The sequence below is a fragment of the Pseudomonas sp. genome (genome assembly GCF_049590575.1).
Lineage (GTDB): Bacteria > Pseudomonadota > Gammaproteobacteria > Pseudomonadales > Pseudomonadaceae > Aquipseudomonas.
Genome location: NZ_JBAWDE010000393.1, coordinates 1 through 16,646, shown reverse-complemented (window position 1 = coordinate 16,646; position 16,646 = coordinate 1). Strand labels below are relative to the sequence as shown.

Genomic DNA, 16,646 nt, shown 5'->3' with positions numbered 1-16,646 from the left:
TTTAAGCCATGAAAAATAATGTTTGTGTAAAGACGAAGATTTTTTATGCATTAATTCCTTGTGCGTAAATACGGTCATTGTGATGAGTTTCAAGGGGCTGATGACGGGGCGAGTTTTAAGTGGGATCAGTTGCCAAATACGATGGTGGTTCTCGTCAATCTTCGAGCGAAATTGAGGTCGCTGTCGCAAGTGTGCTGGCAGCGGGATATGCGTTGACTTCAAAGTCAGTAAACAGGCTGGTTCAAGGTGTAAGACAGATGGTCACCCAAGGGGCTGTTTATCTGCGTTATTACGGTATACTGCGCGGCCTTCGGCCGGTCCAACCGGCCAAATTTCGTACAACAAGCCACGCCGGATTTCCCGCGTGGCTTGTTGTTTTTTGACGCGCCTGCGGGCGCCCAGAGAGAAGAGGCACGACGATGAGTGCATTGGTTGGCGTGATCATGGGCTCCAAGTCCGATTGGTCCACCCTTAGCCACACCGCCGATATGCTGGAAAAACTCGGCATTCCGTATGAAGTGAAAGTGGTCTCTGCCCACCGCACCCCGGATTTGCTGTTCCAGTATGCCGATGAAGCAGAATCCCGTGGCATCGAGGTGATCATCGCCGGTGCCGGCGGCGCTGCGCACCTGCCAGGCATGTGCGCAGCCAAGACTCACCTGCCAGTGCTTGGCGTACCGGTGCAGTCGTCGATGCTCTCGGGCGTGGATTCGCTGTTGTCCATCGTGCAGATGCCGGCTGGCATCCCGGTGGCGACCCTGGCGATCGGCAAGGCTGGCGCGATCAACGCCGCCTTGCTGTCGGCCAGCATCCTGGGCGCCAAGCACCCGCAGTTCCACGCGGTGCTGAAAAAATTCCGCGCTGAGCAGACAGACAGCGTGCTGGACAATCCAGACCCACGCATCGCCTGAGGTTGTTGACGATGAAAATCGGTGTAATCGGTGGCGGCCAATTGGGCCGCATGCTGGCCCTGGCGGGAACCCCGCTGGGGATGAACTTCGCTTTCCTGGACCCGGCGCCCGACGCCTGCGCGGCCGCGTTGGGTGAACACCTGCGCGCGGATTACAGCGACCCGGACCACCTGCGCCAACTGGCTGAAGAAGTCGACCTGGTGACCTTCGAGTTCGAAAGCGTCCCGGCCGAAACCGTGGCGTTCCTGTCGCAATTCGTACCGGTGTACCCAAGCGCCGAAGCCTTGCGCATCGCCCGCGACCGCTGGTTCGAGAAGAGCATGTTCAAGGAACTGGGCATCCCGACCCCGGCGTTTGCCGATATCCAGTCCCAGGCGGACCTGGATGCTGCAGTCGCCAGCATCGGCCTGCCGGCCGTGCTGAAAACCCGCACCCTGGGTTACGACGGCAAGGGCCAGAAAGTCCTGCGTACCGCCGCCGATGTGGTTGGCACCTTCGCCGAACTGGGCAGCGTCGCCTGCCTGCTGGAAGGCTTTGTGCCGTTCACCGGCGAAGTCTCGCTGATCGCCGTGCGTGCCCGTGATGGCGAAACGCGCTTCTACCCGTTGGTGCACAACACCCACGACAGCGGCATCCTCAAGCTCTCCGTGGCCAGTACCAATCACCCATTGCAGGCCCTGGCCGAAGATTATTCCAGCCGTGTGCTCAAGCAACTGGATTACGTCGGCGTGATGGCGTTCGAATTCTTTGAAGTCGACGGTGGCCTCAAGGCCAACGAAATCGCCCCGCGTGTGCACAACTCCGGGCACTGGACCACCGAAGGCACCGAGTGCAGCCAGTTCGAAAACCACCTGCGGGCGGTGGCGGGCTTGCCGTTGGGCTCCACGGCCAAGGTCGGCGAGAGTGCCATGCTCAACTTCATCGGTGTTGTGCCGCCGGTTGAGCGTGTGATCGCGATCGATGACTGCCACCTGCATCACTACGGCAAGGCCTTCAAGGCCGGGCGCAAGGTCGGCCACGCCAACCTGCGCTGCAAGGACCGCGCAACGCTGCAAGCGCAGATCCTCAAGGTCGAAGCGCTGATCGCCGAGCAATAAACCCTGGGATCGGCGGGAACCATTGGTCACCGCCGTCTCTCTGATTGCAGGATGGCAAAGCCTGACTAGGCTTTGCCATGACTCACATTCAATCAGAGGGAAATGCCATGGGTATCATCGGAACCATCTTTATCGGCCTGATCGTCGGCCTGCTGGCGCGTTTCCTCAAGCCTGGCGATGACAGCATGGGCTGGATCATGACCATCCTGCTGGGTATCGCAGGTTCGCTGGTCGCCACTTATGGTGGTCAGGCCCTGGGTATCTACCAGGCGGGTCAAGGTGCAGGCTTCCTCGGTGCGCTGATCGGCGCCATCGTGCTGTTGGTAATCTACGGCCTGCTGCGAAAAAAATGATTTAGCGTCACGGCCCTCTGCGCTGCGCAGGCGCAGAGGGCTAGAATGCCGACACTGTTAACCTTGTCGAGCCCCTGCATGCGCCGTCTTCTGTTCACACTCTTATTCCTGGGCTCCGGCCTGGTTCACGCTGGCGAGCTGCCGGAAACCGACTGGCTCGACCTGATGCCGCTGTCGGACCAGAAAGCCCTCGAAGCAATGCCCGAGATCGACCACAATTCCCCGGAAGCCCAAGGCACGTTCACCGACAAAGGTGGCCTGAAGCAAAGCAAAGGTTTGCCGGCGGTGATGTATTCGACCAAGACCGTGGCTGCCATGAACGGCAAGCACATCCGCATCGGCGGCTACCCGGTGCCGCTGGAAACCGACGCCAAGGGCCGCAGCACGTTGTTTTTCCTGGTCCCGTACCCTGGCGCTTGCATCCACGTGCCGCCACCGCCGCCTAACCAGTTAGTGCTGGTGCGCTATCCCAAGGGCTTGAAGCTGGATGATATCTACACGCCGCTGTGGGTCACGGGCACGTTGAAGGTGGAGAAGGTCAACAACGACCTGGCGGATGCGGCGTATGCGCTGGATGCGGGGAAGGTGCGGGTGGTGAAGGAGTCCGATCTCTAATACCCAACACAAAACCAAATGTGGGAGGGGGCTTGCCCCCTTCCCACATTTTCATCGGTGTCTCTACAGGGCGATGGCGGTGATGCTCACGCCCAATGTGTGGCTTTCACCCGGCGCCAGGCTCACCACATCGTCCAGCACATTCGCCGTCTCGATGCAGAGCATGCCCTGCCAGCCATCGTCGGCCATGTCGTCAAAGGCCTTGGCGCGTTCGGTCCAGGGGTTCCAGATCACGGTCGACCTGGAGCCCTCTGCGGTGAGTTGAATGCGGCGCTGCCAAGCGTTATCGACGATATTCAGCTGAGCCGGCGTGTCGAGGTAGATGCGATCGGTCTCGGCGCTGAAGTGCAGCAGGCCGGCTTGCTGTTTATTGCTCCAGCCGTCGGCGGTGTCGATATAAGCCCGCCCATCCAGGCCTTCAACCTGCACGTTGCGCACATCGCTCACGGCGAAGTAGGTGTGCAGCGCCTGGCTGAGGGTCACGACGTCGGCGTCACGGTTGTGGCTGGTAAGGCGGATATGCAACTGGTCGTCCAGCAGCAGGCTCAGCTTCAGGTCGACCTGATGCGGCCAGCCAGGGAAACCGCCCGCAGGTACCGGCAACACCAGGTCGACACGCAGTGCGGCGCCTTCGCGTTCAGTCGCGGCCAATTCCCACAGCGCGGTGCGCACAAAACCATGGGCGCCAGCGGGCTGGTCACTCTTGCGCATCGCCTTGACGCTTTGCGGGTTGCGGTCAAACACGCCAAACCACGGCCAGCACACCGGCACGCCGGTTCGAATGCCTTTGCCTTGCTTGAACACGGCTGCCGGGTTTGGCCAGATCAGCGGCTGCTCGCCCGAACGCTGGTAACTGAAGATGTGCGCGCCCTGTTGGGCAACCATCAGTTCGGCGCCGTTGTGGCGGATGCGCCAGCAGTCCAGTTCGTCGATTTTTACGCTTTCAACGTGGGGCGTAGGCATACACAGCACTCTTTATGGCAGGCAATGGGGCAATTGACCGTCAAAACCCGGCGAGGTTTAACGCGCCCGCGACGGCACCGAACGGGTGCGGCCACTGCCATCGATGGCGACGAACACAAATACGGCCTCGGTGACCTTGCGCCATTCGCTGGACAGCGGATCGTCGCTCCACACTTCGACCATCATCTGGATCGAGCTGCGGCCGATTTCCAGGGCCTGGGTATAGAAGGACAGTTGCGCGCCGACCGCTACGGGCACCAGGAACGCCATGCGATCAATCGCCACGGTGGCCACGCGCCCGCCGGCAACCTTGCTGGCCATGGCGGTGCCGGCCAGGTCCATCTGCGCGACCAGCCAGCCGCCGAAGATGTCGCCGAAACCGTTGGTTTCACGCGGGAGGGCGGTGATTTGCAGGGCGAGATCGCCTTGCGGAATAGGATCTTCTTGTTCGAGTTCGATCATGCCGAGGGTGCCTCTGACCCGTGACGCTTCATGGGTATATCAAGTGGATAGCCGCCTTCTGGAAAATCGTTTCAGCACCGGCACACGAAGCGGGGTGCGTTTCTCGTCAGGCGGACTAAAGGGAAACTCTGCCAAATCGGCTGGAACGGCACCCAACGACGTTTTGGCACAGCAGCCCCTCAAGACTGCGGGTCTTGCGCTTGCAAGGCCCGAGTATATCGAGACCCATGCGCCACGACGACCTTTCGGCGCTCATTTGGTCGGCAATTCGCGGCTGTATCGTGGGTTTTTCCGGCAACTGTGCTTCTGGTGTGATTTTTCGGGCGATTTGCTATCTTGCCCAACCCGTCCTGGCTCAGCCAGCACCTCGGATCTGCCGTCCTGACTAATATAAGAGAAGCCTTGCCATGTCCTCCGTGCCCGCAAGCAGTGCGCAACCTTCGCGCCCGCTGACCCGCAACGACTACAAAACCCTGTCGCTGTCTGCCTTGGGCGGGGCGCTGGAGTTTTATGATTTCATTATTTTCGTGTTTTTCGCCACCGTGGTCGGAAAACTATTCTTCCCCGCCGACATGCCCGAATGGCTGCGCATGATGCAGACCTTCGGCATCTTTGCCGCGGGCTACCTGGCACGCCCGCTGGGCGGCATCATCATGGCGCACTTCGGCGACCTGCTCGGGCGCAAGAAAATGTTCACCCTGAGCATCTTCATGATGGCCGTGCCGACCCTGATCATGGGCCTGCTGCCGACCTACGCGCAGATCGGCCTGTGGGCGCCGATGCTGTTGCTGCTGATGCGCATCATCCAGGGCGCAGCGATTGGCGGTGAAGTGCCAGGCGCCTGGGTGTTCGTCTCCGAACACGTGCCGCCGCGCCATATCGGCTACGCCTGCGGCACCCTGACCAGCGGCCTGACCGCCGGCATTTTGCTGGGCTCGCTGGTGGCCACGGCCATCAACACTATCTATAGCCCGGAGCAGGTCTCGGATTACGCCTGGCGGATCCCGTTCCTGCTCGGCGGTGTGTTCGGCCTGCTGTCGGTGTACCTGCGCCGCTGGCTGCATGAAACGCCGATTTTCGCCGAGATGCAGCAACGCAAGGCCCTGGCCGAAGAACTGCCGTTGCGCGCCGTGCTGCGCGATCACCGCGGCGCCATCGTGTTGTCGATGCTGCTGACCTGGCTGCTGTCCGCCGGGATTGTCGTGGTTATCCTGATGACCCCGACCGTGCTGCAGACCGTCTACCACTTCAGCGCAACCGTTGCGCTGCAGGCCAACAGCCTGGCTATCGTCACCCTGAGCCTGGGCTGCATTGCTTCCGGCGCGCTGGCGGACCGGTTTGGCGCGGGCCGCGTGCTGATCGTCGGGTGTGCGCTGTTGCTGGCAAGCTCCTGGACCCTTTACCACAGCCTGATCGCCCATCCTGACTGGCTGTTTCCGCTGTACGCCTTGACCGGCCTGTTTGTCGGCACCATCGGCGTGGTGCCCTATGTGATGGTCAAAGCCTTCCCGCCGGTGGTGCGTTTCAGTGGCTTGTCGTTCTCCTATAACGTCGCGTACGCCATATTCGGTGGCCTGACGCCGCTGGCGGTGTCGCTGCTGATGAAGGAAAGCCCGATGGGCCCGTCCTACTACGTTGCCGTGCTGTGTGTGATGGGCATTCTGGTCGGTGGGTATCTGTGGAAGCGCGGCCGCTGACAGCTGGCTGATAACCCTGTGGCGAGTAAGCTCGCTCGCCACAGGGCGGTTTCCCAAAACCGCTGCACCCCTCTTCAAACCCCCGCATTTCCTGCCTTTGCTCAAAGCCCCGCGTTCTGCGTGAATGCTGGCCTTTCATCTAATTGTCATATTACGGACATAGAGTGTTCACACGGCCTCCCGATACTTGGCCCCGATCCAACTATCCCTATCTGCTAGGAGCAAGGCATGAAACTGAAACGTTTGATGGCGGCAATGACTTTTGTCGCTGCTGGCGTTGCGACCGCCAACGCGGTGGCCGCTGGTGTTGATCCGGCAATTCCGGCTTACGTGAAGACCACTGGTGTGTCGGGCAACTTGTCCAGCGTCGGTTCCGATACCCTGGCTAACTTGATGACCCTGTGGGCTGAGGGTTACAAAAAGGAATACCCGAACGTCAACATCCAGATTCAAGCTGCCGGCTCCGCCACCGCGCCACCTGCGTTGACTGAAGGCACCTCCAACCTGGGCCCGATGAGCCGCAAGATGAAGGACACCGAACTGGCGGCCTTCGAGCAGAAGTACGGCTACAAACCAACCGCTATCCCGGTTGCCGTGGATGCCCTGGCCGTGTTCGTGCACAAGGACAACCCGATCCAGCACCTGACCATGGAACAAGTCGACGCGATCTTCTCCTCGACGCGTCTGTGCGGTGCTAAAGCCGACGTGAAAACCTGGGGCGACCTGGGTGTGACCGGCGACCTGGCCAACAAGCCGGTCCAGCTGTTCGGTCGTAACTCGGTGTCCGGCACCTACGGCTACTTCAAGGAAGAAGCCCTGTGCAAAGGCGACTACAAGCCTAACGTGAACGAACAACCAGGCTCGGCTTCGGTCGTGCAGTCGATCAGCTCCTCGCTGAACGGCATCGGTTACTCGGGCATCGGCTACAAGACCGCCAGCGTGAAGACTGTGGCGCTGGCCAAGAAAGGCAGCACTGACTTCATCGAAGACACCGAAGAAAACGCCCTGAACGGCAAGTACCCGCTGTCGCGCTTCCTCTACGTGTACGTCAACAAAGCCCCGAACAAGCCTCTGGCCCCGCTGGAAGCCGAGTTCGTGAAACTGGTTCTGTCCAAACAGGGCCAGGAAGTTGTAGTAAAAGACGGCTACATCCCACTGCCAGCCAAAGTTGCCGCCAAGGCCCTGGCTGACCTGGGCCTGAAAGAAGGCAACTGATTGCCTCTGCGGGGGCCGGTAAACCGGCCCCCGCATCACTAATTTTCAATCCGCTGCCAGCCCTGCTTCGCGGCGGATTTGTTGCGTCACTGCACTGTCATCTTTCTGTCATACAGGATCGCTAGGGTGTGCGCATGAATGATCTGGCCAATTCCACCATGACGACGACTTCTCCTCCCAAGCGCATTGATTTCAATACGCCTGAGCTGCAACGCAAGCGCCGCATCCGCGCGCTCAAAGATCGCCTGACCCGTTGGTACGTGTTGATCGGCGGCCTCGCCGTACTCGGCGCTATCACCCTGATCTTCTTCTTTCTCGCCTATGTAGTCGCGCCACTGTTCCAGGGCGCTTCGCTGACCAAGGAAGACGCCCTCACGCCAGCCTGGATGCAAGACGCCGGCAAGCCGCTGATGATCTCCCTGGAAGAGCAGAACCAGGTCGCCATGCGTGTTTCCGATAAGGGCCAGGCGCTGTTCTTTGAAGTCGATACCGGTGCTGAACTCAAGCGCGTCGACCTGCCGCTTCCGGCCGGCACCCGCGTGTCGTCCATCGGTGAAGACCAGCCGGGCAGCCCGCTGGTGATCCTTGGTTTGTCGAATGGCCAGTCCCTGGTGTTCCGCCACACCTATAAGGTGTCCTACCCGGACGGCAAGAAAACCATCACCCCGGCGATTGAATACCCTTACGGTGAAACGCCGATTGTCCTTGATGAGCAGGGCCGTGCGTTGGAGCACGTCGCGCTTAACGCCACCGATTCGTCGTTGGTGGTCGCAGGCTCCGCCGGTTCCTACTTGAACGTGCTGAACCTGAGCCGCGAAGAAAACATGATGACCGGCGAAGTCACCAGCGAGCAGAAGCGTATCGACCTGCCGCAGATGACCGAACCGGTAAAAGCGATCTTCATCGACCCGCGCCAGCAGTGGCTGTACGTGATCAACGGGCGTGCGCTGGCCGATGTCTTCAGCCTGCGCGACAAGAGTCTCAACGGTCGATACAAATTATTGGAAGACGGCACTGCCGAAATCACCGCCAGCACCCAGTTGGTGGGCGGTATCTCGCTGATCGTTGGTAACTCCAAGGGTGGCCTGGCCCAGTGGTTCATGGCCCGCGACCCGGATGGCGAGCAGCGCTTCAAGCAGATTCGTACCTTCCAGATGGGCACTGCGCCGATCGTCGAAATCACCGCTGAAGAACGTCGCAAGGGCTTCACCGCCCTCGACGCTTCCGGCAAGTTCGGCGTGTTCCACAGCACCGCCCACCGTACCCTGCTGGTGGACCCGGTGGTCGACGGCACGGGCATTTTCGGTATGTCGCCCCGCGCCAACCGTGTGATCGTCGAAGCCGGCGGCAAGCTGCAACCGCTGCTGCTGGACAACCCGCACCCGGAAGTTTCCTGGAGCGCGTTGTGGAGCAAGGTCTGGTACGAAAACTACGACGAGCCTAAATACGTCTGGCAATCGACCGCCGCCAACACCGATTTCGAACCGAAAATGAGCCTGGCGCCGCTGACCTTCGGCACCTTGAAGGCTGCGTTCTACGCCATGCTGCTGGCCGCGCCTCTGGCCGTCGCCGCTGCGATCTACACCGCGTACTTCATGGCCCCGAGCCTGCGCCGCAAGGTCAAGCCGGTGATCGAGCTGATGGAAGCGATGCCGACGGTGATCCTCGGTTTCTTCGCCGGCCTGTTCCTGGCGCCGTATGTGGAAGGGCATTTGCCGGGGATTTTCAGCCTGCTGATGCTGTTGCCGATAGGCATCCTGGTCGCCGGCTTCGTGTTCAGCCGCCTGCCTGAGTCGATCCGCCTGCGGGTGCCGGATGGCTGGGAAAGCGCGATCCTGATCCCGGTGATCCTGTTGGTGGGCTGGCTCTCGCTGTACATGAGCCCGTACCTGGAGACCTGGTTCTTCGGCGGCGACATGCGCATGTGGATCTCCCACGACCTGGGCATCACCTACGACCAGCGCAACGCCCTGGTGGTCGGCCTGGCCATGGGTTTCGCGGTGATCCCGAACATTTATTCCATCGCCGAAGACGCCGTGTTCAGCGTGCCGCGCGGCCTGACCCTGGGCTCCCTGGCCCTGGGTGCCACGCCGTGGCAGACCATGACCCGCGTGGTGATCCTGACCGCCAGCCCGGGCATCTTCTCGGCCCTGATGATCGGCATGGGCCGCGCTGTCGGCGAGACCATGATCGTGCTGATGGCCACGGGTAACACGCCAGTGATGGAAATGAACCTGTTCGAAGGCCTGCGCACGCTGGCGGCCAACGTCGCGGTGGAAATGCCCGAGTCGGAAGTGGGCGGCAGTCACTACCGCGTGCTGTTCCTCTCGGCGCTGGTGCTGCTGCTGTTCACCTTCATCATGAACACCCTCGCCGAGCTGATTCGTCAGCGTCTGCGCAAGAAATACTCGTCGCTTTAAGAAAGGTAGAAGTCTGTGAAACAGAACTCCCTGAATGGATGGTTCAAGAGCGGCGCCCCAGGCGTCTGGATCAGCGGTGGCGCGGTGTCCATCGCGGTCATCATGACCATTGGTTTGCTGGCTGTGATTGCGGTGCGTGGCTTGGGCCATTTCTGGCCGGCCGACCTGATCCAGGCCAACTACGATGTGCCGGGCCAGGCGAACCATATCGTCATCGGCGAAGTGGTGCAGAAAGAAGAAGTGCCGCGTGAACGCCTGAAAAGCGCGGGCCTGCCGGTGCCCGACCAGGGCCCGGAATTCATGACCCGCGAGCTGATCAAGGTCGGTAACCGCGACCTGAACGGCAACGACTTCACCTGGATCGTCGGCGAGTGGTTGAAAAACCAGACCAAGCCGGTCGAGCTGATGGCCATCGAACGTCGCGAGTGGGGCAACTTCTACGGCACGCTGGTCAACGTCAAGCAGGATGGCAAGGTCATCGCCGAAGGCGAGGCGGCGTGGCCGGAGCTGCAAGCGCGCGTCGACCGCGTCAACAAGTTGGCCGCCCAGCTCAAGACCCTCGAGAAATCCGACATTGGCGCGATCAACGCCGGGCTGGAGCGCATCCGCCTGCACGGTCGCAAGCTGGAGCTTGAAGGCAAGCTCGACGCTGCCGCCCAGGCCGACATGGACTCCGGCCGCGCCGAGCTGAACGCGCGTTACCAGGAGATCGAAGCGCGCCTGGCCGACCTGCACGCCCAGTTCAACCGCGACTCGCTGACCGCCCGTGATGGCAACGGCAAGGAAGTGGAAATCGGCATCGGCAAAGTGGTGCACGCCTACCAGCCGAACGCCATGGGCACGCTGACCAAGATCGGTTTCTACTTCAGCAAGGTCTGGGAGTTCCTCAGTGACGACCCACGGGAAGCCAACACCGAGGGCGGGATTTTCCCGGCGATCTTCGGCACCGTGATGATGACCCTGATCATGGCGATGATCGTGACCCCGTTCGGCGTGCTGGCGGCGGTGTACCTGCGTGAATATGCCAAGCAGAACACGCTGACTCGCATCATCCGCATCGCGGTGAACAACCTGGCCGGCGTACCGGCTATCGTCTACGGCGTGTTCGGCCTGGGCTTCTTCGTGTATGTATTGGGCGGCTCGGTTGACCGCCTGTTCTTCGCCGAAGCCCTGCCGGCACCGACCTTTGGTACGCCGGGCCTGCTGTGGGCCTCGCTGACCCTGGCGCTGCTGGCGGTGCCGGTGGTGATCGTGGCCACCGAAGAAGGCCTGGCGCGGATTCCTCGCACCGTGCGTGAGGGGTCCCTGGCACTCGGCGCGACCAAGGCGGAAACGCTGTGGAAGATCGTGCTGCCGATGGCCAGCCCGGCGATGATGACCGGCATGATCCTCGCCGTGGCCCGTGCCGCCGGTGAAGTGGCGCCGCTGATGCTGGTCGGTGTGGTGAAACTGGCGCCGTCACTGCCGCTGGATGGCAATTACCCGTACCTGCACCTGGACCAGAAGATCATGCACCTGGGCTTCCATATCTATGACGTCGGCTTCCAGAGCCCCAACGTCGAAGCCGCACGGCCACTGGTGTACGCCACCGCCTTGCTGCTGGTGCTGGTGATCGCCACGCTTAACTTGTCGGCCGTGTGGATTCGTAACCACCTGCGCGAAAAATACAAAGCGTTGGACAGCTAATCTGAATTGAACGCGGACTTATTTGTGGGAGGGGGCTCGCCCCCGATTGCGATGTGCCAGCCAGCACATATGTCGGGGCAAGCCCCCTCCCACACAACAGCACAGGGAGCATCCCATGCAACACGAAACCCATTCCCACGGCATCAACATGTCGGCCCTGGGGCGCGACAAGCAGACCCTGAGCCTGGCCCAGGAAACCGTGGCCATCGAAGTGCCGGGCCTGAGCCTCTACTACGGTGAAAAGCAGGCGCTGTTCGACGTCAGCATGAACATCCCCAAGCAGCGCGTGACCGCTTTTATCGGCCCGTCGGGCTGCGGCAAGTCCACGCTGCTGCGCACCTTCAACCGCATGAACGACCTGGTCGATGGCTGCCGCGTGGACGGCGCCATCAACCTCTACGGCACCAACATCTACCGCAAGGGCGAGGACGTGGCCGAGCTGCGCCGCCGCGTGGGCATGGTGTTCCAGAAGCCCAACCCGTTCCCCAAGACCATCTACGAAAACGTGGTCTATGGCCTGCGCATCCAGGGCATCAACAAAAAACGCATCCTCGACGAAGCGGTCGAGTGGGCCCTCAAAGGCGCGGCATTGTGGGACGAGGTCAAGGACCGCCTGCATGAGTCGGCACTTGGTTTGTCGGGTGGCCAGCAACAGCGTCTGGTAATCGCGCGTACCATCGCCGTAGAGCCGGAAGTGCTGCTGCTCGACGAGCCCTGCTCGGCACTCGACCCGATCTCGACGCTGAAAGTCGAAGAGCTGATCTACGAGCTCAAGTCCAAATTCACCATCGTCATCGTGACCCACAACATGCAACAGGCAGCGCGGGTGTCCGACTACACCGCGTTCATGTACATGGGCAAGCTGGTGGAGTTCGGCGATACCGATACCCTATTCACCAATCCGGCGAAGAAGCAGACCGAAGACTACATCACCGGTCGCTACGGCTAGGAAGCTGTGGTTCTGATTGCACTGACGCTGCGGTTCCCCGCACCTTACCGGACGCTCCAAGGACGCCAACATGATTAGCAAAGAAGGCCTTACCCATCACATCTCCGCGCAGTTCAACGCCGAGCTTGAGGAAGTGCGCAGCCACCTCCTGGCGATGGGTGGGCTGGTGGAGAAGCAAGTCAACGACGCCGTCACCGCGCTGATCGAGGCTGACTCGGGCCTGGCCCAGCAGGTGCGTGAGATCGATGACCAGATCAATCAGATGGAGCGCAACATCGACGAAGAATGCCTGCGCATTCTCGCGCGTCGCCAGCCGGCGGCCTCCGATCTGCGTTTGATCATCAGCATTTCCAAGTCGGTGATCGACCTGGAGCGCATCGGCGACGAAGCTACCAAGATCGCCCGCCGCGCCATCCAGTTGTGCGAAGAAGGCGAAGCGCCGCGTGGCTACGTGGAAGTGCGCCATATCGGCGACCAGGTGCGCAACATGGTGCGCGATGCCCTTGACGCATTTGCCCGTTTCGACGCCGACCTGGCACTGTCGGTGGCCCAGTACGACAAGACCATCGACCGCGAATACAAGACCGCACTGCGTGAGCTGGCCACCTACATGATGGAAGACCCGCGTTCTATCTCGCGGGTCTTGAGCATCATCTGGGTGCTGCGTTCGCTGGAGCGCATTGGCGACCACGCGCGTAACATCTCGGAACTGGTGATCTACCTGGTGCGCGGCACCGACGTGCGGCACATGGGCCTCAAGCGCATGAAGGCCGAAGTTGAAGGTTCCGCCGACCAAATCCCTAATGTTCCGGGCGAACCTGACGATAAGTAAGGTTGCCCGAGAAATTAACGCCCGGCCATTGGCCGGGCGTTTTCGTTTGTGGCAACCGAATTATTTGCGCGGCGGGAGCAATAAAGTCCGGCTGTGACTACAGAGTTTTGGCAAAATGCCATCAGTCAGGCGTTTTGCGTGCCGCGGTTTTTATAGGATGAAGGGTCGATGAGTAAAGTCAGTGTATTGGTGGTGGATGACGCCTCGTTTATTCGCGACCTGGTGAAGAAGTGCCTGCGCAACTACTTCCCGGGGATCAAGCTGGAAGATGCGGTGAACGGCAAAAAGGCCCAGGCCATCCTGATGCGCGAGACGTTCGACCTGGTGCTGTGTGACTGGGAAATGCCGGAAATGTCCGGCCTGGAGCTGCTGACCTGGTGCCGCGAACAGCCGCACCTCAAGGCCATGCCCTTCGTGATGGTAACCAGCCGTGGCGACAAGGAAAACGTGGTCCAGGCGATCCAGGCCGGCGTTTCCGGCTACGTCAGCAAGCCGTTCACCAACGAGCAACTGCTGAACAAGGTCAAGCAGGCCCTGCACAAGATCGGCCGCCTCGACGCGCTGGTGGCCAGCGCGCCGACCAAGATGAACTCGGCTTTCGGTAACGACTCGCTGAGCGCCCTGACCGGCGGCAAGCCCGAAGCGGTCAAGCCGGCCCCGGTGGCGGTGCCGAGCAAAGGCCTGCTCAACAGCCAGCCGGTGCAGGCACCTGCTGCTGCGTCGCCAGCGGGTGGCCGTGGGCAAGGCCAATTGCGCCTGTCCAGCGGCACCCAGCAATGCGTGATCAAGGCGCTGAGCATCAAGGAGGCGCTGCTGGTGGTGCGTCGTGGTGAAGTCCTGCCCCAGGTGCTGGAAAGCGCCGTGCTCGACCTTGAGCAAGGCGACAACGCCGAAGTCGCCCGTCTCAACGGCTACCTGCACGCCATCGTCGCCTTCGAGCCAAAGCCGGACAGCGACTGGCTGCAACTGACCTTCCGGTTCATCGACCAGGACGCACAGAAGCTCGACTACATCTCCCGCTTGATCGCGCGCGGTACAGCGCAGAAGCACTTTGTGCCGGGTGCCTGACCTTGTGGCGGGAGCAAGGGTGTTCTGACTGAGTAAATACGGTTTTTGGTGCGGCTGCTGCGCAGCCCAGCGTGGGGCAAGCCCGCTCACTACAAAACTGTCATTTACCGTTGCTAGCTTGGCGTTCAGTCATTCTGTCAGGTTCGCGCCATGCTTCTTCGCCTCCTGCTGTCCTGCACGTTGGCCACGGTCGCCACTTCGACCCTGGCCATGACCCTCTACAAGTCCACCGATGCCAACGGCGTGGTGTTTTTCAGCGACCGGCAAACCCCCGGCGCCCAGGCGTTTGTGATCCAGGAACGCAACGCCCCGCGCCCGGTGCTCGACAGGCCCCAACCCTTTTACCGACAGCAAGCCTACCGCTACCCCTTGCCCTGGCGCGGCGGGCCGTTCCGGCTGAGCCAAGGCGCGAATGGCAGCTTCAGCCACACCGACGCAAAAAGCCGCTACGCCCTGGATATCGCCATGCCCGAAGGCACTCCGATCATCGCGGCACGCAGTGGGACGGTGGTAAAGACCGAGAATAACCAGGTTGGGCGCGGCAGCGATGCCTCAGGCAATTTCGTGCGCGTGCGGCACGATGACGGCACCCAGGGCGTATACCTGCACCTCAAGCAGGGCTCGGTCAGCGTCAGGCCAGGGCAGCGGGTGATGGTGGGCAGCCCGCTGGGCTTGTCGGGCAATACCGGCAACAGCAGCGGGCCGCACCTGCACTTTGTGGTGCAGCAGAGTACCGAGGCCGGGCTGGTGTCGATCCCGTATGAGTTCAACCAGCCCGTCGGCACATTGCCCAATTTTGCATTGGGCAATTGAAGGTCAGTCCAGCAGCAAGACCTTGGCCAGTACGATCTTCGGCCCTTTCATCTTCTTGATGATGATCCGCAAACCTTCAACCTCCAGCACTTCTTCCTCTTCCGGCACGCGTTTGAGCGTATCGTAGATCAGCCCGGCCAGGGTTTCGGCTTCGATGTGGTCGAGGTCGACACCGAGCAGGCGTTCGACCTTGAACAGCGGCGTGTCGCCACGCACCAGCAGTTTGCCTGGCTGGTAGGCCAGAATGCCGCGCTCGGCCTTGCGGTGTTCGTCCTGAATGTCGCCCACCAGCACTTCCAGTACGTCTTCCATGGTCAGGTAGCCGATGATCTTGCCGTCGGCTTCCTCCACCAGGGCGAAATGCGCGCCGCCTTTGCGGAACTGCTCCAGCAGCTGCGACAACGGCATATGCCGCGACACGCGCTCCAGCGGGCGGGTCAGCTCGGCCAGGTTGAACGACTCGGGGATGTGGTCCAGGGCTGCCAGCTCAAGCAGCAGGTCCTTGATGTGCAGCAGGCCGACAAACTCATTGCGCACCGCGTCGTACACCGGGTAACGGCTGAATTTATGGCGGCGGAACAGCGCGAGGATTTCCTTCAGCGGGGCGTTGAAGTCCAGGGTCACCAGGTCTTCCCGGGAATTGGCCCAGTCGACGACTTCCAGCTCGCCCATTTCCACGGCGGAGGCGAGCACGCGCATGCCTTGGTCGCTCGGGTCCTGGCCACGGCTGGAGTGCAGGATCAGCTTGAGTTCTTCGCGGCTGTAATGGTGTTCGTGGTGCGGGCCGGGTTCGCCCTGGCCGGCGATACGCAGGATGGCGTTGGCGCTGGCGTTGAGCAGGTAGATCGCCGGGTACATGGCCCAGTAGAACAGGTACAGCGGCACCGCCGTCCACAGCGACAGCAGCTCGGGTTTGCGAATCGCCCAGGATTTGGGTGCCAACTCGCCGACCACGATGTGCAGGTAGGAAATCACGAAGAACGCCGCAAAGAACGACACGCCCTTGATCACTTCCGGCGACTCGACGCCCACGGCGCCCAGCAGCGGCTCGAGGATGTGCGCAAAGGCCGGCTCACCGACCCAGCCCAGGCCCAGGGAGGCCAGGGTGATGCCCAGCTGGCAGGCCGACAGGTAGGCGTCGAGCTGGCTGTGCACGGTGCGCAGGATCTGTCCGCGCCAGCCGTTTTTGTGGGCGATGGCCTCGACCCGGGTGGCGCGCAGTTTGACCATGGCAAATTCCGCCGCAACGAAGAAACCGTTGAGCAGTACCAGGATCAGTGCAAAAAGAATCATGCCGAAGTCGGCAAAGAGCGTAGCGAGGGTGATACCAGGGGAAGGGTCCATGATGGGGTTTTGCAGGTTCCGTGTGTTCAATAAGGGGTAACAGGAGGGCCTGAAAGGCAGGCGCAAGTCGGCCAATGTAGCGGCTGACGGGGCGCTTGCCTAGTGCCCGCTGCCGGGCGGGGCTTGAAGTACAGCTATCAGAATCACACGGATCGCCTGTGGGAGGGGGCTTGCCCCCGATGGCGGTGGGTCGGATATGGATGTGTTGACTGACCCACCGC

The 16,646-nt window shown here is 61.4% G+C and carries 15 protein-coding genes; 12 read left to right on the top strand and 3 right to left on the bottom strand.

All coding sequences use genetic code 11. The features are described from left to right. The first annotated feature begins 419 nt into the window (after window positions 1-419). The 4 genes from purE to WBR57_RS27445 all read left to right on the top strand — a co-directional run bounded on the left by purE (window position 420) and on the right by WBR57_RS27445 (window position 2,976). On the top strand, window positions 420-911 hold the full coding sequence (purE, locus tag WBR57_RS27460) for a 5-(carboxyamino)imidazole ribonucleotide mutase (protein WP_003195648.1): 492 nt from the start codon (window positions 420-422) through the stop codon (window positions 909-911). Between the two features lie 11 nt (window positions 912-922). Beyond that, window positions 923-2,008: a 5-(carboxyamino)imidazole ribonucleotide synthase gene (locus tag WBR57_RS27455; RefSeq protein WP_424088342.1), complete on the top strand. Its 1,086-nt coding sequence runs from the start codon at window positions 923-925 to the stop codon at window positions 2,006-2,008. Window positions 2,009-2,115: 107 nt separating this feature from the next. Next, window positions 2,116-2,361: a GlsB/YeaQ/YmgE family stress response membrane protein gene (locus tag WBR57_RS27450; RefSeq protein ID WP_015886585.1), complete on the top strand. Its 246-nt coding sequence runs from the start codon at window positions 2,116-2,118 to the stop codon at window positions 2,359-2,361. A gap of 78 nt (window positions 2,362-2,439) precedes the next feature. Further along, the gene (locus WBR57_RS27445) at window positions 2,440-2,976 is read left to right on the top strand and encodes a DUF3299 domain-containing protein (protein WP_424088339.1); all 537 of its coding nucleotides are present in this window, start codon (window positions 2,440-2,442) and stop codon (window positions 2,974-2,976) included. A 63-nt stretch (window positions 2,977-3,039) separates the two neighbouring features. Here the strand turns inward: WBR57_RS27445 and WBR57_RS27440 are convergent, their stop codons facing one another. Further along, window positions 3,040-3,939 (bottom strand): D-hexose-6-phosphate mutarotase, encoded by a 900-nt coding sequence (locus WBR57_RS27440; protein ID WP_424088335.1) that lies wholly within the window; start codon window positions 3,937-3,939, stop codon window positions 3,040-3,042. Between the two features lie 57 nt (window positions 3,940-3,996). Then, window positions 3,997-4,401: an acyl-CoA thioesterase gene (locus WBR57_RS27435; RefSeq protein WP_003176975.1), complete on the bottom strand. Its 405-nt coding sequence runs from the start codon at window positions 4,399-4,401 to the stop codon at window positions 3,997-3,999. 407 nt (window positions 4,402-4,808) lie between these two features. On the opposite strand from WBR57_RS27435, the gene WBR57_RS27430 reads away from it, so the two are divergent. The 8 genes from WBR57_RS27430 to WBR57_RS27395 all read left to right on the top strand — a co-directional run bounded on the left by WBR57_RS27430 (window position 4,809) and on the right by WBR57_RS27395 (window position 15,081). Beyond that, complete coding sequence (locus tag WBR57_RS27430; RefSeq protein WP_424088333.1) at window positions 4,809-6,098, top strand: MFS transporter; 1,290 nt, start codon at window positions 4,809-4,811, stop codon at window positions 6,096-6,098. A gap of 228 nt (window positions 6,099-6,326) precedes the next feature. Then, window positions 6,327-7,313 (top strand): phosphate ABC transporter substrate-binding protein PstS, encoded by a 987-nt coding sequence (locus WBR57_RS27425; RefSeq protein WP_015886581.1) that lies wholly within the window; start codon window positions 6,327-6,329, stop codon window positions 7,311-7,313. A gap of 386 nt (window positions 7,314-7,699) precedes the next feature. Further along, window positions 7,700-9,733, top strand: coding sequence for an ABC transporter permease subunit (locus WBR57_RS27420; protein ID WP_424088376.1), 2,034 nt, complete (start codon window positions 7,700-7,702; stop codon window positions 9,731-9,733). A 15-nt stretch (window positions 9,734-9,748) separates the two neighbouring features. After that, window positions 9,749-11,419 carry a phosphate ABC transporter permease PstA gene (pstA, locus tag WBR57_RS27415; protein ID WP_424088332.1) on the top strand — a complete coding sequence of 557 codons (1,671 nt, stop codon included), beginning with the start codon at window positions 9,749-9,751 and terminating at the stop codon, window positions 11,417-11,419. 115 nt (window positions 11,420-11,534) lie between these two features. Further along, window positions 11,535-12,368, top strand: a complete 834-nt coding sequence (gene pstB / locus WBR57_RS27410; RefSeq protein WP_424088331.1) for a phosphate ABC transporter ATP-binding protein PstB — start codon at window positions 11,535-11,537, stop codon at window positions 12,366-12,368. A gap of 70 nt (window positions 12,369-12,438) precedes the next feature. Next, the gene (gene phoU / locus WBR57_RS27405; protein ID WP_424088329.1) at window positions 12,439-13,200 is read left to right on the top strand and encodes a phosphate signaling complex protein PhoU; all 762 of its coding nucleotides are present in this window, start codon (window positions 12,439-12,441) and stop codon (window positions 13,198-13,200) included. Between the two features lie 168 nt (window positions 13,201-13,368). Next, complete coding sequence (locus WBR57_RS27400; protein WP_424088327.1) at window positions 13,369-14,268, top strand: response regulator; 900 nt, start codon at window positions 13,369-13,371, stop codon at window positions 14,266-14,268. A 150-nt stretch (window positions 14,269-14,418) separates the two neighbouring features. Beyond that, window positions 14,419-15,081 carry a peptidoglycan DD-metalloendopeptidase family protein gene (locus WBR57_RS27395; protein ID WP_424088325.1) on the top strand — a complete coding sequence of 221 codons (663 nt, stop codon included), beginning with the start codon at window positions 14,419-14,421 and terminating at the stop codon, window positions 15,079-15,081. A gap of 3 nt (window positions 15,082-15,084) precedes the next feature. Here WBR57_RS27395 and WBR57_RS27390 read toward each other — a convergent pair whose 3' ends face one another. Beyond that, a complete protein-coding gene (locus tag WBR57_RS27390; protein WP_010207573.1) occupies window positions 15,085-16,425 on the bottom strand; it encodes a hemolysin family protein in 1,341 nt (446 codons plus the stop codon). Window positions 16,426-16,646: the final 221 nt, after the last annotated feature.